Raw genomic sequence first — 18,378 nt, forward strand, 5'->3', positions numbered from 1 at the left:
CGTGGCTTCCCGGTCAGTTGCGAGCCTTGGCCCGCGACTTCGCCCTGGCGCGCAGCGTCGCGTCGAGTTCAACCTTACGAACCCGGACGATCTCCGGGGTCACCTCGACGCACTCGTCCTCCGCGCAGAATTCCATGGCCTGTTCGAGCCCCAGTTCGAGCGGACGGGCCAGGGTTTCCATCACATCGGAGGTCGATTGCCGCATGTTGGTGAGCTTCTTCTCCCGGGTGACGTTGATGTCGAGGTCCTCTGCACGCGGGTTGATGCCCACCACCTGGCCCTCGTAGGTGTCGTCACCGGGTTCGACGAAGAACTGGCCGCGATCGGAGAGCTGGATCATCGCGAACGGGGTGACTGCGCCGGTGCGATCCGACACCAGTGAGCCGGTGTGCCGGGCGCGGATCTCGCCCGCCCAGGGCCGGTAGCCGTCGAACACGGCGTTGGCGATGCCGGTGCCGCGGGTCAGCGTCAGGAAGTCGGTACGGAATCCGATCAGGCCACGGCTGGGCACGATGAAGTCCATCCGCACCCATCCGGCGGCGTGGTTGGCCATGTCTTCCATGCGGCCCTTGCGGGCGGCCATCAGCTGCGTGACGGCGCCGACGAACTCTTCGGGACAGTCGATGGTCATCGCCTCGAACGGCTCGTGCAGCTTGCCGTCGACGGTCTGGGTGACCACCTGCGGCTTGCCCACGGTCAGCTCGAAGCCTTCCCGGCGCATCTGCTCGACCAGCACGGCCAGGGCGAGCTCGCCACGGCCCTGCACCTCCCAGGCGTCGGGCCTGCCGATGTCGACGACCTTGATCGAGACGTTGCCGACGAGTTCCTGGTCCAGCCGCGTCTTGACCATTCGCGCGGTCAGCTTGTGCCCGGAGACCTTGCCCGCCAGCGGCGAGGTGTTGGTGCCGACGGTCACCGAGATGGCCGGCTCGTCGACGGTGATGCGCGGCAGCGCGTGCGCGTGCTCGGTGTCGGCCAGCGTGTCGCCGATCATGATCTCCGGGATACCGGCCACGGCGACGATGTCACCGGCGATCGCCTCATCGGTGGGAGTGCGCTCGACGCCCTCGGTGACCAGAAGTTCGGTGATCTTCGCGTTGGTGATGATGGGGTGCCCGTCGACCTCACGCATCCAGGCGACCTGCTGACCCTTGCGGATGCGGCCCTTGTAGATGCGGATGAGCGCCAGACGGCCCAGGAAGGCCGACGCGTCGAGGTTGGTCACCAGGGCCTGCAGCGGGGCCTCGGGATCGCCCTGCGGCGGCGGGATGTGCTCGAGCAGCACGTCGAACAGCGCATCGAGATTCTCGCCCTCGGGGTTCTCCCCGTTGGCCGGCTCGATGGTGCTGGCGATGCCCGCGCGGCCCGAGGCGTACAGCGTCGGCAGGCCGAGAGCCTCCTCGGCGGCCTTCTGGGCTTCTTCGTCGAGGTCGGAGGCGACGTCGAGCAGCAGGTCGTGGCTCTCCGAGACGACCTCGGCGATGCGGGCGTCGGGGCGGTCGGTCTTGTTCACCACCAGGATCACCGGAAGGTGCGCCGAGAGCGCCTTGCGCAGCACGAAGCGGGTCTGCGGCAGCGGCCCCTCCGAGGCGTCGACCAGCAGCAGCACCCCGTCGACCATGGACAGGCCGCGCTCGACCTCACCACCGAAGTCGGCGTGCCCGGGGGTGTCGATGACGTTGATCACCGTCATCGATCCGTCCGGGTGGTGCCGGTGCACGGCGGTGTTCTTGGCCAGGATCGTGATGCCCTTTTCCTTCTCCAGGTCACCGGAGTCCATCAGCCGTTCGATCGCGTCGTCACCGCGGTGGGTCAGCGCGCCGGACTGCCGCAACATGGCGTCCACCAGAGTCGTCTTGCCGTGATCGACGTGCGCCACGATGGCGACATTGCGGAAATCCTGCGTATTCACGCTGGTGATTGTCGCAGTGAGATGCCCCGATCGCGAAAACGAGCCGATTGGTGCTGCACCGTCACGCTGGGCGGATACGACCCAGCAGTGTGGGCAGGATCTCTTTTGCCGCCGACCCGGACTGCGGCCACGCCGTGTCGTAGGCGACGAGGACCGTCCGGCCGTCGGCGTAGAGGTAGCCGTCGCCCAGTTGCCGGCTGTTGAAGTAGGTGACCGGATACCCGGCGACGGTCTGGGTCTCGATGGCGGTGCCGGGCAGGGCGGCCAGCACGGTGTCGTGGACGAACGCCGCGCCGCTGCCGTCGTTCAGCTCGCCGGCGAAGACGCTCATCACCGTGGTGCCGTCGCGGCTGATCTCACCGGCGGTCACGGCCTTCATGTCGGCGCCGGCGAACGGCGAACCGACGGCGGGACAGCCTTGTTGGACGAGGAAGCCCGGGATGTCGGCGAGCAGGCCGTCGACGCTGCTGGGGCCGAGCGGCTGCACCTGACAATCGGCGGACGCAGACGGCGCTGCACCGAGGGCGATCAGTGCGGCGATCGCGGCGATGGTGACTCTGCCCGACACGAGGGTCCGCGTCAGTGGGTGTAGCCGAAGACGGCGTAGTGGGTGAAGCCGTGCTCGCCGGTGGTGCAGCTGACCGAGCCCTGGAAGCCCACGAGGCACGACGCGTCGCCGTTGACCAGTTGGTGGCCTTCGGGCAGCACGTCGACCTCGCGGGTGAAGCTCAGGGTGTCCGAATGCCGGTAGTAGCCCGGCTGGACGAGAGTGGCGACGGTCTGGTTGGCGTCGGGTGGGACCTCGGTGGGCGGTTCGTCGGAGATCTGCACCGGGTGCGGGACGACGTCGCAGCCCACGACGCCGTCAGGTGAGATGCCGCAGCCGAAGTTCCCGTAACCCGGCGGGCTGATGAAGAACACCCAGCCTGGGTCCTGCGGGCTGGTGTAGTTGCCGTCGGCCATCGGGTAGGGATCGGCGCCGGCGGCCGGTGCACAGCAGGCGGCGAAGATCACCGCGATCGCACAGGCGCGCAGAGCTGTCATGGTGCGCTCCTAGGGGTAGGACAACAGCATCATGACCCGTCCGCCTGGCGGTGGTGGGCCGAACGCGTCAGCTGGTGACCGGAGCCGTCGGGGTGAACTCGACCGGCATGGCCTCCAGCCCGCTGACGAAGTTCGCCGGGCGCAGCGGCAGCTGCGCGCCATCGGCCAGCCGCAGATCGGGCAGTCGCTGCAGCACCCGCCGCGTCATGGTGGTCAGCTCGAGGCGGGCCAGCTGGTTGCCGAGGCAGAAGTGGGTGCCGAAGCCAAATGTCACGTGGTTGTTGGGATTGCGGTCGATGCGGAACACGTCCGGGTCGCCGAAGACGGTCTCGTCGAAGTTGGCCGACTCGAACAACAGCATGATCTTCTCGCCGGCGCGCAACTCGGTGCCGTGAAAGTCGGTGTCCGCGGTCAATGTTCGGCACATGTTCTTGATCGGGGAGGTCCAGCGCAGCATCTCTTCGACGGCGTCGGGCAACAGGGTGGGGTCGGCGCGCACCGCGTCCCACTGGTCGGGGTGGCGGGAGAGTTCGGCGGTCCCGCCGGACAGGGTGTGGCGGGTGGTCTCGTCGCCGCCGATGAGGATCAGCAGGGTTTCGGAGATGATCTGTTCGTCGGTCAGCTGTTCACCGTCGACCTCGGCGCCGATGAGGACACTGACGAGGTCGTCGGTCGGCTGGCGGCGGCGCTTCTCGATGGTGGCCGCCATGAAGTCGTTGTAGGCCAGCAGCGCGTTGACCGACGCGGTCAGGATCTCTTCGGAGGCCGTCGAACTCAGCGCGACGACGAGGTCGTCCGACCACGCGAGCAAGGTCTCACGGTCTTCGGGTGCCACCCCGAGCATGTCGCCGATGACGGCCATCGGCAGCGGTGCGGCCAGATCGCGGACGAAGTCGCATTCGCCGCGTTCGCAGACCGCGTCGATCAACGTGTCACACAGGGCCTCAATGGATTCCGACTTGTCCCTGACCTGCTTGCGGGTAAAGCCGGCGTTGACGAGCTTGCGCCGCAACAGGTGCGCGGGGTCGTCCATGTCGATCATGTGGGGCAGGGCCGGTGTGCTGGGGCGGATACCGCCGGCGTTGGAGAACAGTTCGGGGTTGCGTTCGGCATCGATCACGGCGCGGTAGGTCGCGGCGGCGGCCAGGCCGTTGTTGTCGCGGAACACCGGCTGGTTGGCGCGCATCCAGCGGTAGGCCTCGCGGGCGTCGCCGCCGGCATAGAACCGGCCGTCGGTCAGGTCGATGTCCGGCTTGACTGGCACGCCCAGATCATAGGGCGCAAAGGCTCACCGCCCGAGGCGTTTCGAGAGCTCCGGCAGCCAGGCCCGATCGGCGGGCACCCACGGCAGATCCTCGATGTCGGCAGCGGTCACCCAGCGCAACTCGCCGTGGTCGTGCGGGTGCAGGGTGCCGCCGGTGTGGGTGACGAGGTAGGCGCGCAGGATCAGTGCGTCGCCGATGGGTACGTCCTCGCCCAGCCGTTCGCCGACAGCGACGTCGACACCGAGCTCTTCGCGGAGCTCGCGGGTCAGTGCCTGCGCCTCGGTCTCCCCCGCCGCGACCTTGCCGCCGGGCAGTTCCCACAGACCCGCCAGCTCAGGTGGCCGCCGGCGCTGTGCGACCAGCAGCGCCGGGCCGTCGATCAGCGCACCGGCGACGACGATCTGGGTGGGCACCCGTGTGACGGTACTATCGCCGGCTACTGCGCAACCGGCCCGACGATCGCCAGCTCGTAGTCATTGGCCTGCCATCCATTCATGAACGCGCCGATGGGCACCACTGCGCCCTTGCCGTTTTCGGGACCGCTGTCGTTGAGGTAGACCTTGCCCTTCTTCAGGTCGACCGCGATCACCACCACTGCATGGTCGAGCTCTACCCAGTTGGGAGTTCCGGAGGGCGAATAGCCCTCTGTGGCATTCCAGATGACTGAACTGTTGACCGTCACCATGGCCGCATTGCCCCGGGCCAGAGCCGCCGCCAGGTCGTTGAGAGCCAGCTGGCCCTGCTGCGCGGTTGCCGCTGTGATGGTCTTGCCATTCTCGTCATACGTCCCGTATCTGGTGACGGCCGCGGTGACGTCGTAATACTTCTGGATCATCACCGCGACGTCGGTCAAAGCCGCTCCCTCCTCGATGTTCTGGTCGAGATACATCTTGTGACCAGGGGAGGCGACGCTGTCAGTGACCTTGGCATTGGCAACCACTTCTGCCTCAGACGGCTCGGTTCCGGTGATCTGGCCGACCGCCATGGCCCCCGCCATCAGCGAGCAGTTGTAGTAGCTCTGCTTCGTCCACCACTGCTTGTTGCTCTCGTTGCCGTATACACCTTCTCCGGTGATGGTGAGGGTGACCTGCTCCTGAATGGTGTCCTCGCCGGCGACACCCAACCGGATAGCGAGGGTGTGCAGCGCGTCTTGCACCACACCCAAGAGCCCGGTCTCGGCGGCCGCGGCTCCGTTGTCCACGGTCACGATGAAGTGATCGGTGATGCCGGGTCCGACCAGAGCCGGATCGGGGGTGTAGGTGAATTCGCCCGTGTTCTCGTTGAGCTCGAGGGTGCCGTACTTCGGTCCGCTGCTGACCGAATAGGTCGCCGAGTACCCATTGTTGCTGTTGCCGTTGATGTTTCCGGTAATGACCTTGCCGACATCACTTTGGGCGCTCAGTTCGGGATTCGCAGTCGGAGCTGAGTTGAAAAAGATATAGCTCAGTCGGTGCTCGATATCGGTCCACAGCGTCTGAAGCGTCGTCTGGAGTGTTTCCTGATGCGCCACCGTGCGGGAGCTGACGGCCTGCTGGCCGCCGGTACCGTTGTGCCCCGCGGTACCCCCCGCGCCCTGCTGACCGGGGCCGCCGCCGTTGCTGGCCGTGCCCGCGAGGCCACCGTCACCGCCGGCTCCGCCGAACCCACCTTCTCCGCCGCCGCCACCTAGATCTTCGCCGCCGTCACCGCCGTCACCGCCGGTGCCGCCGTTGCCGCCATTACCGGCGTTCTTGCCGGCCCCGCCAGTACCACCGGTGGCACCGTCGCCGCCCTGGCCACCGTCGGCGCTCGACTGGGTCGCCGATCCCGCTCCGCCGGCTCCGCCCTGCCCACCGGCGCCACCGCGGCCGCCCGTCGCGCCGGTCTCGTTGGTGCCACTGTTGCCGCCGTTGCCACCGAGGCCGCCTTTACCTCCGGCTCCGCCTGCGCCGGCTTCCGCGGCCGTCGTGGCGTTCCCGCCTACACCGCCGACGCCGCCCTGGCCCCCGACACCACCGATTCCGCCGACGTGGTCGGCGTCCCCGGCGTTACCACCCAAGCCTCCGTTTCCGCCGCTTCCGCCGGCCCCACCCGCACCGCTGCTGCCGGCATCGCCGTCGGACGAAACCAGGAAGAAGTACCGGCCAGTGCCCCCGTCGCCACCCCGGACACCGCCGGCACCACCGGCCCCACCGTCGCCGCCGGCACCACCGGCGCCACCGCTGTCACCCACGCTGGCATCTGCCCCCTCGGCGCCTCTGCCACCGTTGCCGCCGTTACCGCCGGCGCCGGCGCTGCCGCCCACACCGCCCACACCGAACAACCAACTTCCGTTGCCGCCGTCACCGCCGCTGCCACCTGCTCCACCGGTCAGCCCGGCGCCGCCGTCCGGTTGCGCAACGGTGCCATTCGTGCCGACTCTGCCGGTCTCGCCGGCGCCGCCGTCGCCGCCCCTGCCGCCTGCGCCGAAGACGGACAGCAACCCGGTGCTACCGCCGTCGCCGCCGTCGCCGCCACCCGCGCCACCGGCTCCGCCGCTGCCGCCATTACCCATCCAGAGTCCCGCGGCGCCGCCGGCTCCGCCTTTGCCACCGGCCGGGCCGGCGCCGCCGGCACCACCGGCACCACCGTTAGCGAACACGGAGAGCACGCCACCGCTGCCCCCGGTACCACCGGTCCCGCCGGTCCACCCCGCCCCGCCGGCGCCACCGGCACCGGCGTCGCCGGAGAGCGATAACACTCCGGTGCCACCGCCCCCGCCGCCGGCTCCACCGGTTGACCCCTCGGGGATCGCATTCCCGCCGTTGCCTCCGCGTCCCCCACGCCCGAGCCACAGCCCACCGCTGCCACCGGCACCACCGGCACCGCCGACACCGGTGGCCGACGTGCCGTTGTAAACCCCTCCGGCACCGGCATTTCCGCCATCGCCGAGCAGTCCGGCCGAGCCGCCATCGCCGCCGCCGGCACCCGCACCGCCAACAGTGGTCTCCGCACCCGCGCCACCGGCACCGCCGTTGCCCGCCACCAGACCGCCAGACCCGCCGTTGCCACCCTTACCGCCGTTGACCCCGGCACCGCCGTCGCCGCCGTCACCGAACCAGCCGGCCGAGCCGCCGTTACCGCCGTTGAAGCCGTTTCCGCCATTTCCGAGGAAGCCGCCGTTGCCCCCCTGGCATGCGGTTGATCCGGTGCATGTCTCGCCCGTCCAGGAATAGCCGTTCCCGACGATGATCCCGCCGTTGGGATGTGCGGCAGTGCCATTGCCGAAGAAGACGCTCACGATGGAATCGAGGCCGACCTGGCCTGCCACAGTTGCCGACCCCGGTGCCGTCGCAACCGATGCGGCGCGAGTGACCGAGACCGTACCGGTGTCGCCGGCCGGACTGGTGGCCCGCTTCGCGCTGGCGGCTTGCCTGACGGCGCCTGCCGACGCGACGGGCTTGTCGGTGTCGAGCTTGGAGCCCGACGCCGACACCGTGCTCGCGGCCCGCGCTCGCGGACCCGCGTGTGATGACTTCGAATGACCCGTCGAGGGCGAGGTGCCACTCGAGGAGGCCGACCCCGCCGATCCTGCCGACCCGGTTGCATCGGCGGATGCCACCGCCGGCACCGAGGCGATGGCAGCGCCGATCCCCAGGAGGATCGCGGACGCACCGACCCACGCGGTGAATCGGGAGTCGGGCTTCGATATCGCCAACCCCCCGAACTCGACGGGCAGCGCTCGTAGCCACCCGGCGGTGGTTACATACCGCGACTTGGCCTTCTCGTCATCGACCGACAGCATCAGTGACCCTCCCGAATTCCACGAACCCACCGTTGCTGCCACATCCCGACCGACTGTGCGACAACCCGTCGATCACCCTAGGGACGGCCGGTCGACGGCGCACAGCAATTAACTGAAATTTCAACAAAATCGTCAACGTCGGTGCCCGATGTTCGCCAGTTCAAGGTTTGGTCCGCGGCTCGATCGGAGACACTGAAGTATGGCTGTGCTGACCGATGAACAAGTAGACGCCGTCACCGAGGATCTCGACGGCTGGCAACGCCTCGACGGCGCGCTACGCCGCTCGGTGACGTTCGACGCCTTCCTCGACGGTATCGAGGCGGTGCGCCGGGTGGCCGAACACGCCGAGCGTGCCGACCATCACCCTGATATCGACATCCGTTGGCGGACTGTCACTTTCGCCCTCGTTACGCATTCCGAGGGCGGGATCACCGACAAGGACGTTCAGCTGGCCCGGGAGATCAACGAGATCCTCGGCGACCGCTAACGGCGATCCAGCCCAGCGTCGCCAGCGTCGCCACCAGGTAGATCAACCCGGCCCAGGCCAGATACCACGGCCGGCTGATCTGCCAGATCGTCGGCTGGGCGAAGCTCAGCAGCCACGGCACACCGATCAGGGTGAGCACCAGCCAGCCCCAGCCCAGCAGCCGCGCGCCGGGGTGATCCCGCCACGGGCCGTGGATGAGCCAGATCATCAAGGGCACCAACCACACCCAGTGATGGGTCCATGAGATCGGCGAGATCAGCAGGCCAAACAGTTGCACCACCAGCAGCGAGCCCAGCCGGTCGCGGTCGCCGTCCACACCCAGGGCCCGCCAGGCCAGCACCGCCAGCACAGCCGTCACCGCGATCGCCGCGAGCACCAGCGGGCCGTAGCCCGCGTCGTGGCCGAGGATGCGGGAGATGCCGCCCCGCCACGACTGGTTGAACGACGTGCCGATGGGTCCGATCCGGCTGGCATCGCCGAGTAGGTCGGTGAAGTAGTAGCGGGCCTGCTGGCCGATCACCAGGATCGACAGTCCGACGGTGGCGAAGAAGACCACCGCCGAGAAGAGCGCCGCGCCCCAGCGGCGCATGCCCAGGAAGTACAGCCCGGTGACCGCCGGGGTGAGCTTGATGCCGGCGGCCAGCCCGACCAGCAGACCCGAAAGCCACCAGCGCGAACTGTAGGCGGCGTACAGCACGCCGAGCACGAGGATGACGTTGACCTGGCCGTAGTCGAAGGTGCTGCGCAGCGGCTCGATCCAGATGGCCACCGCGGTCCACAGCATGGCGGTTCGGTGGCCGTCGGCGATGCCGAGCAGTCGCTGACTCACCCGCACCACGCCGTAGAGCGCAGCGACGATGCCGACCTGCCAGCAGAACGCGACGAGGCCGAACGGCAGCAGGTGCAGCGGGTAGAACAGCAGCGCGGCGAACGGCGGGTAGGTGAACGGCAGCGGGAAGTCAGGGGTCTGGTCGGCGTAGACGTAGGAGTACAGCGTGCCGGGGTGATCGAGCGCGGCCGCACCGCCGATGTAGACGTGTAGGTCGACGAAGTTCGCGCCGTTGGGCACCAGGTAGGTCCAGGCCAGCCGGGCGGCCACCGATACAGCAAGGGCCACGGGGGCAAGCCGGGCCGCCCGGGCCGTCGTGTTCACCCCAAGACTGTAGCCAGTTTCAGATGGCCGTTGACTGCATCGAGTCTGCGGTCAGATCGCACGCTGTCGGCGTGTCGCCGATCTGTGCGCAGAGTCGATTTCCGGCTTTTTCCGACGCCGCGCATCACCGTAGGCAATCACTGCCGTAACGGTTGGATAAACGCCACACGTGTCACTTGAGTAACTCTAGTAACGGACTACCTTCGGGTACAGACCTGCCATCGAAGGATTGGGATCACCATGTCACGTTTCACAAAGCTGTTCGCTGCCAACGCAATTGCGGCCGCCGGACTGTGCTCGGCGGCACTGGCACTGAGCCCCGCCGCGGCCGCCGATCCGGCTGTCTCGCCCGCCATACCCGGCGTGCCGGCGCTCAACATGCTCCAGCAGTTCGCCACCAACCCGGCCAGCGCCGCAGCCCTGCTGCAGACGGCGGCCACCGCCCTGAGCGGGGCGTCGGCCATCACCGGCACGCCTGCGCAGACGGTTCCCGTCTCGCCGATCGGCGGCGCACCGGCCACCGCGCCGCTGCCGGGCATGCCCGCCCCGGCCCCGACCGCCGGAGGCATGGCCGGACCGATCATCCCGCTGCTCAACCAGCTCGGCGTGCCCGGCAACCTGGCCAACCTGACGCCTGACTCGGTGCCGTTCCCGGTGGCCATCGGCAACACGCCGGCCATCGCGAACGCGCCGGTGAACGCGCCGGGCGAGGTGCCGCCGGCCAGTAACCCGCCGATCGCGCCGACCACCCCGGGCGGCGCCGGCCTCGGCCAGCTGCTGCCGCTGTCCGCTCTGCCCTGACCGTCAACAACCCGATAAGGGAGCACACCGTGCTGATTGCCAAGCTGTCCGCCGGCCTGACCGCCGCCGCGCTCGTCGCGGCCTTGAGTCTGGCTCCGGTCGCGACCGCCGACCCGACCATTCCGCTGGATCCCGGCCAGCTGCCCGGACTCGACGCCGTGCAGAGCCTGAGCCCGGTCATCCAGCAGGCCGCCGGCAATCCCTCATCGGCGCAGTCGCTGCTGCTGGCCGCCGCCTCCCAGCTGGCCGGCAATGCCACCACGCCGGCCGGTTCGGCGGCGCTGGCTCAGCAGGTCACCAAGTTCGTGCAGGAGGGCGGGGCCGCGGGCCCGTCGGCCGCGATGCCTGTGGGGGCAACCCCCGCCGCCCAGGCGTTGACCGGCGTCGCACACGGCACCGCGCCGTTGATGACGCCCGGCACCGGCAACGGCCCCGTCCCCCTGCCTGAACACCTGCCCGCACCCGGCGCCGCCTACGGCGGAGAGGCTCACCTGCCGGAGGGCATCGATCCGATGCACGCCGTCGGACCGGCTCCCGACGCGCTGCCCGAGGTACCGACCCCGGTCACCACCGTGGCCCCGGCAGCCCCGGCCGCCGTTCCGGCCGCGAACTCGATTGCGGCACCGGCTCCTGCCGCTGCACCGGCGCCCGCACCTGCCGCTGCCGCACCCAACTACGACCCGGCCGCCCCGCCGACGCAGGACTTCATGTACCCGTCGATCTCCAACGGGTGCCTGAAGGACGGCGGCAACGTGATCGCGACCGCGATTTCGGTCGCCGGTCCGGCCAAGATTCCGACCCCCGGCCCGGGACCCGGCCAGACGGCGTACGTGTTCACCGCGGTGGGCACACCGGCTCCGGCCGCCGAGCAGAAGCTGCCGCTGAACGTCACGTGGGTCAACCTGACCACCGGCAAGTCGGGCAGCGCCACGCTCAAGCCCAATCCGGACATCAACTCCGCCGGACCGACCACGCTGACCGCCATCGCCGACACCGGCTCGGGCAGCATCATGTCGACGGTCTTCGGCCAGGTGACCACTGTCGACAAGCAGTGCACCTTCATGCCGACGATCGGTTCCACCGTCGTGCCGTGATCGGCGAAACACCGCGCTAGGGTTGGCAGTACGCCCAACCCAGGATCGGCCCGCCAATGGAGACGCTCGACCCGATCGACGCCCTGATGCTCACCGGCGAGTTGCTGTCGAGCCCGATGCACGTCGCCGTGGTGATGATCCTGTCCCCGCCTCCAGGCGTCGACAGCCGCCGCTATGTCGAGGCGCTCTACGAGGACAGCCTCAGCTCGACCGCACCGATCGACCCGCGGCTGCGCCGCAGGCCCTACCGGGGTATCGACACCGCCGGGGTGTGGGTGTGGCGCGAGGCCGACGACATCGACCTTCGCCACCACATGCAGCGGCGCACGCTGCCGCACGGGGCGGGCCCGGAGGCGTTGTGGGAGCTGGTATCTCAGCTTCACGCACTGCCGCTGGACCGCTCGGCACCGATGTGGATGTCGTATCTGATCGACGGCCTCGACGACGGGCGCTTCGCCTTCTACATCAAGGTGCACCACATCGTCGTCGACGGGGTGGCTGGCCTGAAGATGATCGGCGACTCCCTGACGGCTGACCCACAGCAGCGCGACATGCCGCCGTTCTATGCCGGCACCGCCGCGCCCGAGAAGCGCACACCAGCCAGGCGGCTGCCCAACCCGCTCTCAGCGGTCAAGGCCGCAGCCGGTGTCGCAGCCTCCGGGCTGAACTTGACCCGGCACGTGGTGGCCGGCGAGCTCGCCAACATTCTCGGCAGCCTCACCACCCCGGCCGTGGCACCGCCGTTTGGCGCCCCGCACACCCGGTTCAACAGCAAGCTCGGAACACAGCGTGCGGTGGCCGCAACCAGCCTGGACCGCAACAGGATTCGGGCTGTCCAGCAGGCCGCGGGGGTGACCGGCAACGACGTCGTCACTGCGTTGATCTCGGGTGTGGTGCGGGATTGGTTGGCCGAGCAGGACGAACTGCCGCACCAGTCACTGGTGGCGATCTGCCCGGTGACGGTGCGTGATCCCGACGCGGCCGACGACGACGAGCACGGCAACCAGTTCGGGCTCGGGCTGTGTCCGCTGGGCACGAACATCTCCGATGCCGGGCAGCGGCTCACCCTCGTGCACTACGCGATGGGCAACGTCAAACATCAGGTGGCGGCCCAGGGACCCGGGGCGATGCTCCTGGTGCTGATGCCCGCGATCGGCCCGACCGTGTTGGCGCCCCAGGTGCCGTTCACGTCGTGGATCCGGCCGAGCTACAACCTGCCGATCTCCAATGTGCCCGGCCCGCAGGGGCAGCGGTACTTCAACGGCTCGCACGTCGACGAGATCTATCCCGTGTCGGTGATCTACGACGGGATGGCGCTCAATGTGACGGTGTGCTCGTACGCCGACCGCATCGGGGTCGGCTACGTGGCAGACCGCGACGTGATCGCCGACATCGACGACCTGGTTCCGCTGACCGAGAAGGCGCTGGCGGACCTGGAGGCCGCCGTCGGTGTGGCCTAATAGGCCCACCCGGTTCGCCCAGATTGACACCACGCAGAGGAAGTACGAGAGAGCCTCTGCGTGGCCTCAATCTCGGTGTGGCCTAGTAGGCCATGAAGAGGATCTCGTCGCGCCCGTAATCCATGCCCGGGTGCGCCGATGCGAGATGCTCCTTGGTGAGCTCGACGAGTTCGTCCTCGTCCTTGCCGCGGATGGCCTCGCCACACGGACAGTTCAGATGGGTCTTCATGGTGCCTCCTGCTCGTGAGCTCAGGCCTTCGCCTTCGCTTCGGCCTTCATCTTCTTCTTGTACGCCCTGACCTGATCCAGCGACCCCTTATCGACCACATCAGCGATCGACATGTGGGTGCCGGCCTTGCCGTAGTCACCGGCGGCGGCCCGCCACCCGCGCGGGGTCACCCCGTACTGCTTGCCCAGCAGCGCCAGGAAGATCTTGGCCTTCTGCTCACCGAACCCGGGCAGTGCCTTCAGGCGGCGCAGCACCTCGGCGCCGTCGGGGTCACCGTCGAGCCACAGCCGGGCGGTGTCCCCGTCGTAGCGGTCGACGATCTCCCGGGCCAGATCCTGCACACGCTTGGCCATCGAGCCCGGAAAACGATGCACCGCAGGAGTTTTAGCAAACTCTGCGGCGAAGTTCTCCGGGTCGTAGTCGGCGATCAGGCGGGGGTCGATGCCGCCGAGACGCTCGAGCAGCTTGCGCGGGCCCGCGAAGGCGACTTCCATCGGAATCTGCTGATCAAGCATCATCCCCAGGAGCAGGGCGAACGGATCCTCGGACAGCAGGCTGTCTGCCGCGGGATCCTGTGTCAGTTGCAACTGCGCCATGGCGACAGTGTAAGTCGCATGACGATGCAGGCTCCGGGGAGCGGGACTTGAGCCGACCCGGCGATACGTGTCGGCCGGATGTGCGATTGTGAGGACCATTCCCGGTGGAAAGGCCTCGAGGAGACGGATATGAGACGGGTCATCGCGCCTGTTGTCGCGGCGGTCGTCACCGCTATTGCCTTGGCCGGCACGGCGCAGGCGATACCGGATCAGGGCACGCCGGAGTTCGACCTTTACATGCAGGGCCTGCAACGCAATGGCTACAACCTGAATCCGGACACCGCCTGGCGCGTCGAACATCAGGCCTGCATCGGCGGCATACCGGGCTACATCGGCTTGGAACTGGCCGCTCAAGGCGTCATCGGCCCCGGTGCACAGGACCGGGTATTCGACGTGGCCCGAAAGTACGCCTGCCCCGTGCAATAAGCAGGAGGCGAGATGTCGGGAGCGGTGACGATCGCGCTGGCGGTTTCGCTGGCCGCTGTCGCGCTGATCATCGGCGTGCTGGCCGTGCTGACCCGCCAGCGGGTCAGCACCCCCGCCGAGCGCGCCGTGCACGCCACCCTGCACACCGCCTCCCTGGCCGCCCGCTCCCTGCGCAAAGGCTTGGACGCCGACTCCGCCCAGGGGGCTGCGCCACACCTGCGCACCCTGACCGGCGCCGACGGGGTGGCGCTCTACGACGGCGAGGGCGCCCTGCTGGCCGCCGACCCGGGCGGCGACCTGTGGGCACCTCCGACCATCGCCGTGTGCCACCAGACCGCGCGTGAAGCCATTGCCGGCCAGCGCCGGGTGCTGGCCCGCGACCAGACCCCCGCGGTGGTGGCCCAGCCGCTGCTCGACGACGACGGCATCGTCATCGGGGTGCTCGTCGCGGTCAACGCGGGAGAACCCGCCCCCGGCATGCTCGGCGCCATCGGCGAGGTCGCCCGCTACGCCGCCAGCCAGCTCGAGCTCGCCGAACTCGCGGCATCGCGCGCCCGCCTGGACCGCGCCGAAGTCCTCGCGCTGCGGGCCCAGATCAGTCCGCACTTCATCTACAACGCGCTGAATACCATCGCCTCGTTCGTCCGCACCGACCCCGACCGTGCCCGCGACCTGATCCTGGAGTTCGCCGACTTCACCCGCTACTCGTTCCGCTCGGCCGGGCCCTACACCGTGCTGGCCGACGAGCTGCGCAACATCGACCGCTATCTGACCCTCGAGCGCGCCCGCTTCGGCACCAACCTCTCGGTCACCCTGCAGATCGCCCCCGAGGTGCTCACCGTGGTGGTGCCGTTCCTGGCGCTGCAGCCGCTGGTCGAGAACGCCGTGCGGCACGGCCTGGCGGGCCGCACCGGCGGCTCGGTCGAAATCGTCGCGCGCAATGAAGGATCCGACTGCGTGATCACCGTCGAGGACGACGGCATCGGGATGGATCCGCAGATCCTGCGCTCCGGGCACGGCGACGTCCTGGCCGACGGCGAGCAGGCCGCCCACGTCGGCTTGACGAATGTCGATCATCGCCTGCGCGCGGCGTTCGGCAACGACTACGGTCTGGTGGTCGAGACAGCCCCGGGGGCGGGTACCAAAGTCATCATGCGGGTGCCCAAGTTCCGGGCGGGCGTACGGGCCTAGAAGCCGAGGGAGATGGGATGGCGCTTTCGGTGCTCGCGGTCGACGACGAAGCCCCCGCCCGCGACGAACTGGCGTATCTGCTGGGCGAACACCCCGACGTCACAGAGGTGGTCGGCGTCGGCGACGCCACCTCCGCGCTGCGCATCCTCAACGAGCGCACCATCGACGCGATCTTCCTCGACATCAACATGCCCGGGCTGTCCGGGCTCGAACTGGCCAGCGTGCTGGGCAACTTCGCGCACCCGCCGTCGGTCGTGTTCGTCACCGCACACGACGACAAGGCCGTGGCCGCGTTCGAGGTCGGGGCTCTGGACTACCTACTCAAGCCGATCCGCAAGGAGCGCCTCGACGAGGCTGTTCGCCGGGTCGTCGCGGCGCGCAGCACCGAACCCGCAGTGCAGCAGGACGAATCGATCGGCGACACCGTGCCGGTCGAACTCGGCGGGGTCACCCAGCTGGTGCGCGCCGACTCCATCGGCTGGGTCGAGGCCGAGGGCGACTACGCCCGGCTGCACGCCGCGTCGGGATCGCATCTGGTCCGAATCCCGTTGACCACCTTGGAAGACCGTTGGCGCAGCCGGGGCTTCCAGCGCGTGCACCGCTCGTATCTGGTGGCGCTGAGCATGGTCACGGGCCTGCGCACCTCGGGTGCCTCGACGTTGGTGCGGTTGCGGGCCAACGGATCCTCACCCCCGGTCGAGCTGCCGGTCAGCCGCCGGCAAGCTCGCGAACTGCGTGACAGGCTGATCCGCGACCCGATGCGGACCTTCCGGCCCGGCGGCGGCGATGACTAGATCCGGCCGCCCGCAACGCGAGCGGGTGGTACTGGCACACCGACGCGGCACCAGGGTGGTGCACACCCGGGTCGAGGTGCAAGAGCAGACCGAGGTCGGCGACGCGCTGGTGCGCGGCCTGATGCGCGCCCAGCTCGGGCTGGCGCTGCGACTGGCCGCGCTGGTCGCCGGCGGGATGGCCGCACTGCCGTTGCTCAATGCCGCCTTCCCGGAACTCGCTGCCGTCACGGTGTTCGGGATGCGGCTGAACTGGCTCATCCTGGCCGTGCTGGTGTACCCGACGATGTACGGGGTGGGCCGGTTGTTCATCCGGCTGGCCGAGCAGGCCGAACGCGACTTCATCGGCGTGGTCGACGATGACGAGCCACCCCGGTGAACACCGCGACCGCCCTGACCGCAGGCGGGCTGCTGGCCTCCGCGGTGGCAACGGTGGCCGTCGGCGCCTACGGGGTGCGGCTGGCCCGGACAACCTCGGACTTCCTGGTGGCCTCGCGCACCGTCGGACCACAGTGGAATGCCGCGGCGATATCGGGTGAATACCTTTCGGCAGCATCGTTTCTCGGTGTCGCCGGGCTGATCGCCAAGTACGGGGCCGACGCACTGTGGTACCCGGTCGGCTTCACCGCGGGCTATCTGGGCCTGCTGCTGTTCGTCGCCGCACCGCTGCGCCGCTCGGGCGCCTACACGGTTCCGGACTTCGCCGAGTTCCGGCTCGGGTCGGTGCGGCTGCGCCGGGTCGCCATGCTGGTGGTGGTCACGGTGTGCATCCTCTACCTGGTTCCGCAATACCAGGGCGCCGGGCTGACGCTGAAAACCCTTCTGGGCGTGCCGGTCTGGATCGGCCCGCTGCTGGTCGGTGCGATCGTGATCGTCAACGTGGTCGGCGGCGGAATGCGTTCGATCACGTTCGTGCAGGCGTTTCAGTTCTGGCTCAAACTCACTGCCATCGCGGTGCCGGCACTGGTGCTGGTTGTCCACTTCGGCAATGAGCACCCGCAGCTGGGCGGCCCACTGCCGCCGACCGTCGACCGGCTGACCACCGTCGCCGTCGACACCGACGTCGTCGTCACCGTCGCCGACCCGGCCGGCGTCACCGCACGCGGCCCGGACCTCAACGGACCGCTGCCCGGACCGGGCCAGTACACCCTGCGGGCGGGGACCACCCTGAGCCTGGCCGCCGGTGCCCAGACGCCGGTGGTCGCCGGGGCACCCCCCACCGGTGAGCAGTGGATTCGCAACGGCGGCGGCCTGGGCGGCAAACATCCGCTCTATCAGGTGTTCTCGATCATGGTGGCCACCTTCCTGGGCGCCATGGGGCTGCCGCATGTGCTGGTGCGCTTCTACACCAACCCCGACGGCCGGGCGGCGCGGCGTACCGCCCTGGCGGTGATCGGGTTGCTGTCGCTGTTCTACCTCTTCCCCACCCTGCTCGGAGTTTTCGCCCGGCTCTACGTCCCGCAGCTGCTGATCACCGGCAAGTCCGACGCGGCGGTGCTGCTGCTGCCGTCGGCCGCGATCGCCGGCCTGCCCGGCGAGCTGATCGGCGCGCTGGTCGCCGCGGGCGCCATCGCCGCATTCCTGGCGACCTCCTCGGGCCTGCTGGTCAGCATCGCCGGCGCGCTGTCCACCGACGTGTTGGGTGGCCGGGTCCGCGACTTCCGGCTGGTGGCCCTGATCGCCGGGTTGATCCCGATTCCGTTGTCGCTCATCGCATCCTCACTGGAGCTGTCCCGCGGGGTCGGGCTGGTGTTCGCCGTGGCCGCCTCCACGCTGTGCCCGCTGCTGGTGCTGGGCATCTGGTGGCGTGGGCTGACCGCCGCGGGTGCGGCGGCGGGCCTGATCCTCGGGGCGCTGTCGTCGGGTTTCGCCGCACTGCTGGCGGTCACGGGCTGGGTCGACGACGACGCCCTGCACGGCTGGCCGGCCACCCTGATCGGGTATCCGGCCGCGGTCACGGTGCCGTTGGCGTTCGCGACGATGGTGATCGTCAGCCGGGTGACCCGCGAGGGCGTCCCACCGGACGTGGCGCGGATTTTCGCCCGCATGCACGTGCCCGAACGCCTCGGCATGGGCGTGGAGCGGCTACCGCACGTCTGACCGCTCGTCGTACCCGGGCAACCGTTGAGCGCAAGCTCCGACAGTTCACCTCCAAGGGGCTAGGAC

Annotated in this window: 18 protein-coding genes; 9 read left to right on the plus strand and 9 right to left on the minus strand. The window is 69.1% G+C overall.

Annotated elements, in window-relative coordinates; translation table 11 throughout:
• Positions 1–13: 13 nt before the first annotated feature.
• The 6 genes from typA to OG976_RS07045 all read right to left on the minus strand — a co-directional run bounded on the left by typA (position 14) and on the right by OG976_RS07045 (position 7,984).
• On the minus strand, positions 14–1,912 hold the full coding sequence (gene typA, locus OG976_RS07020) for a translational GTPase TypA (RefSeq protein WP_328359741.1): 1,899 nt from the start codon (positions 1,910–1,912) through the stop codon (positions 14–16).
• Positions 1,913–1,973: 61 nt separating this feature from the next.
• The gene (locus OG976_RS07025) at positions 1,974–2,480 is read right to left on the minus strand and encodes a hypothetical protein (protein ID WP_328359744.1); all 507 of its coding nucleotides are present in this window, start codon (positions 2,478–2,480) and stop codon (positions 1,974–1,976) included.
• Positions 2,481–2,491: 11 nt separating this feature from the next.
• Entirely contained in the window at positions 2,492–2,956 is a 465-nt protein-coding gene (locus OG976_RS07030; RefSeq protein ID WP_328359747.1) for a hypothetical protein, read from the minus strand.
• 67 nt (positions 2,957–3,023) lie between these two features.
• Entirely contained in the window at positions 3,024–4,220 is a 1,197-nt protein-coding gene (locus OG976_RS07035; protein ID WP_328359750.1) for a cytochrome P450, read from the minus strand.
• Between the two features lie 24 nt (positions 4,221–4,244).
• Positions 4,245–4,634: a (deoxy)nucleoside triphosphate pyrophosphohydrolase gene (locus OG976_RS07040; RefSeq protein WP_328359753.1), complete on the minus strand. Its 390-nt coding sequence runs from the start codon at positions 4,632–4,634 to the stop codon at positions 4,245–4,247.
• A gap of 23 nt (positions 4,635–4,657) precedes the next feature.
• Positions 4,658–7,984 carry an Ig-like domain-containing protein gene (locus OG976_RS07045; protein WP_328359756.1) on the minus strand — a complete coding sequence of 1,109 codons (3,327 nt, stop codon included), beginning with the start codon at positions 7,982–7,984 and terminating at the stop codon, positions 4,658–4,660.
• Positions 7,985–8,183: 199 nt separating this feature from the next.
• Between OG976_RS07045 and OG976_RS07050 the strand changes: the two genes are divergently transcribed.
• Complete coding sequence (locus OG976_RS07050) at positions 8,184–8,471, plus strand: 4a-hydroxytetrahydrobiopterin dehydratase (RefSeq protein ID WP_328359759.1); 288 nt, start codon at positions 8,184–8,186, stop codon at positions 8,469–8,471.
• On the opposite strand, the gene OG976_RS07055 is transcribed toward OG976_RS07050, so the two are convergent.
• The gene (locus tag OG976_RS07055; RefSeq protein ID WP_328359762.1) at positions 8,446–9,624 is read right to left on the minus strand and encodes a mannosyltransferase; all 1,179 of its coding nucleotides are present in this window, start codon (positions 9,622–9,624) and stop codon (positions 8,446–8,448) included. The genes OG976_RS07050 and OG976_RS07055 overlap by 26 nt on opposite strands.
• 240 nt (positions 9,625–9,864) lie before the next feature.
• Here OG976_RS07055 and OG976_RS07060 point away from each other — a divergent pair, with 240 nt between their 5' ends.
• The 3 genes from OG976_RS07060 to OG976_RS07070 are packed head-to-tail and all read left to right on the plus strand — an operon-like array spanning position 9,865 to position 12,979.
• Positions 9,865–10,425, plus strand: coding sequence for a hypothetical protein (locus tag OG976_RS07060; RefSeq protein WP_328359765.1), 561 nt, complete (start codon positions 9,865–9,867; stop codon positions 10,423–10,425).
• A gap of 29 nt (positions 10,426–10,454) precedes the next feature.
• Positions 10,455–11,519, plus strand: a complete 1,065-nt coding sequence (locus tag OG976_RS07065) for an Rv1157c family protein (RefSeq protein WP_328359768.1) — start codon at positions 10,455–10,457, stop codon at positions 11,517–11,519.
• A gap of 56 nt (positions 11,520–11,575) precedes the next feature.
• Positions 11,576–12,979 (plus strand): wax ester/triacylglycerol synthase family O-acyltransferase, encoded by a 1,404-nt coding sequence (locus OG976_RS07070; protein WP_328359771.1) that lies wholly within the window; start codon positions 11,576–11,578, stop codon positions 12,977–12,979.
• 82 nt (positions 12,980–13,061) lie between these two features.
• Here the strand turns inward: OG976_RS07070 and OG976_RS07075 are convergent, their stop codons facing one another.
• Together OG976_RS07075 and OG976_RS07080 are read right to left on the minus strand one after the other, a co-directional pair.
• A complete protein-coding gene (locus OG976_RS07075; RefSeq protein ID WP_328359774.1) occupies positions 13,062–13,208 on the minus strand; it encodes a DUF1059 domain-containing protein in 147 nt (48 codons plus the stop codon).
• Positions 13,209–13,228: 20 nt separating this feature from the next.
• Positions 13,229–13,804, minus strand: a complete 576-nt coding sequence (locus tag OG976_RS07080; RefSeq protein ID WP_328359777.1) for an HhH-GPD-type base excision DNA repair protein — start codon at positions 13,802–13,804, stop codon at positions 13,229–13,231.
• A 129-nt stretch (positions 13,805–13,933) separates the two neighbouring features.
• Here OG976_RS07080 and OG976_RS07085 point away from each other — a divergent pair, with 129 nt between their 5' ends.
• Genes OG976_RS07085 through OG976_RS07105 form a run of 5 tightly spaced genes read left to right on the plus strand, consistent with a single transcriptional unit; the run spans position 13,934 to position 18,312 of the window.
• Positions 13,934–14,230: a DUF732 domain-containing protein gene (locus tag OG976_RS07085; RefSeq protein WP_328359779.1), complete on the plus strand. Its 297-nt coding sequence runs from the start codon at positions 13,934–13,936 to the stop codon at positions 14,228–14,230.
• Positions 14,231–14,242: 12 nt separating this feature from the next.
• On the plus strand, positions 14,243–15,421 hold the full coding sequence (locus tag OG976_RS07090) for a sensor histidine kinase (protein ID WP_328359780.1): 1,179 nt from the start codon (positions 14,243–14,245) through the stop codon (positions 15,419–15,421).
• A gap of 17 nt (positions 15,422–15,438) precedes the next feature.
• A complete protein-coding gene (locus OG976_RS07095) occupies positions 15,439–16,215 on the plus strand; it encodes a LytR/AlgR family response regulator transcription factor (protein ID WP_328359781.1) in 777 nt (258 codons plus the stop codon).
• Complete coding sequence (locus tag OG976_RS07100; RefSeq protein WP_328359783.1) at positions 16,208–16,591, plus strand: hypothetical protein; 384 nt, start codon at positions 16,208–16,210, stop codon at positions 16,589–16,591. Before OG976_RS07095 ends, OG976_RS07100 begins: the two co-directional genes overlap by 8 nt.
• Positions 16,588–18,312 (plus strand): sodium/solute symporter, encoded by a 1,725-nt coding sequence (locus tag OG976_RS07105; protein WP_328359785.1) that lies wholly within the window; start codon positions 16,588–16,590, stop codon positions 18,310–18,312. Before OG976_RS07100 ends, OG976_RS07105 begins: the two co-directional genes overlap by 4 nt.
• Positions 18,313–18,378: the final 66 nt, after the last annotated feature.

The sequence above is a fragment of the Mycobacterium sp. NBC_00419 genome (assembly GCF_036023875.1).
In the GTDB taxonomy this organism is placed as follows: domain Bacteria; phylum Actinomycetota; class Actinomycetes; order Mycobacteriales; family Mycobacteriaceae; genus Mycobacterium.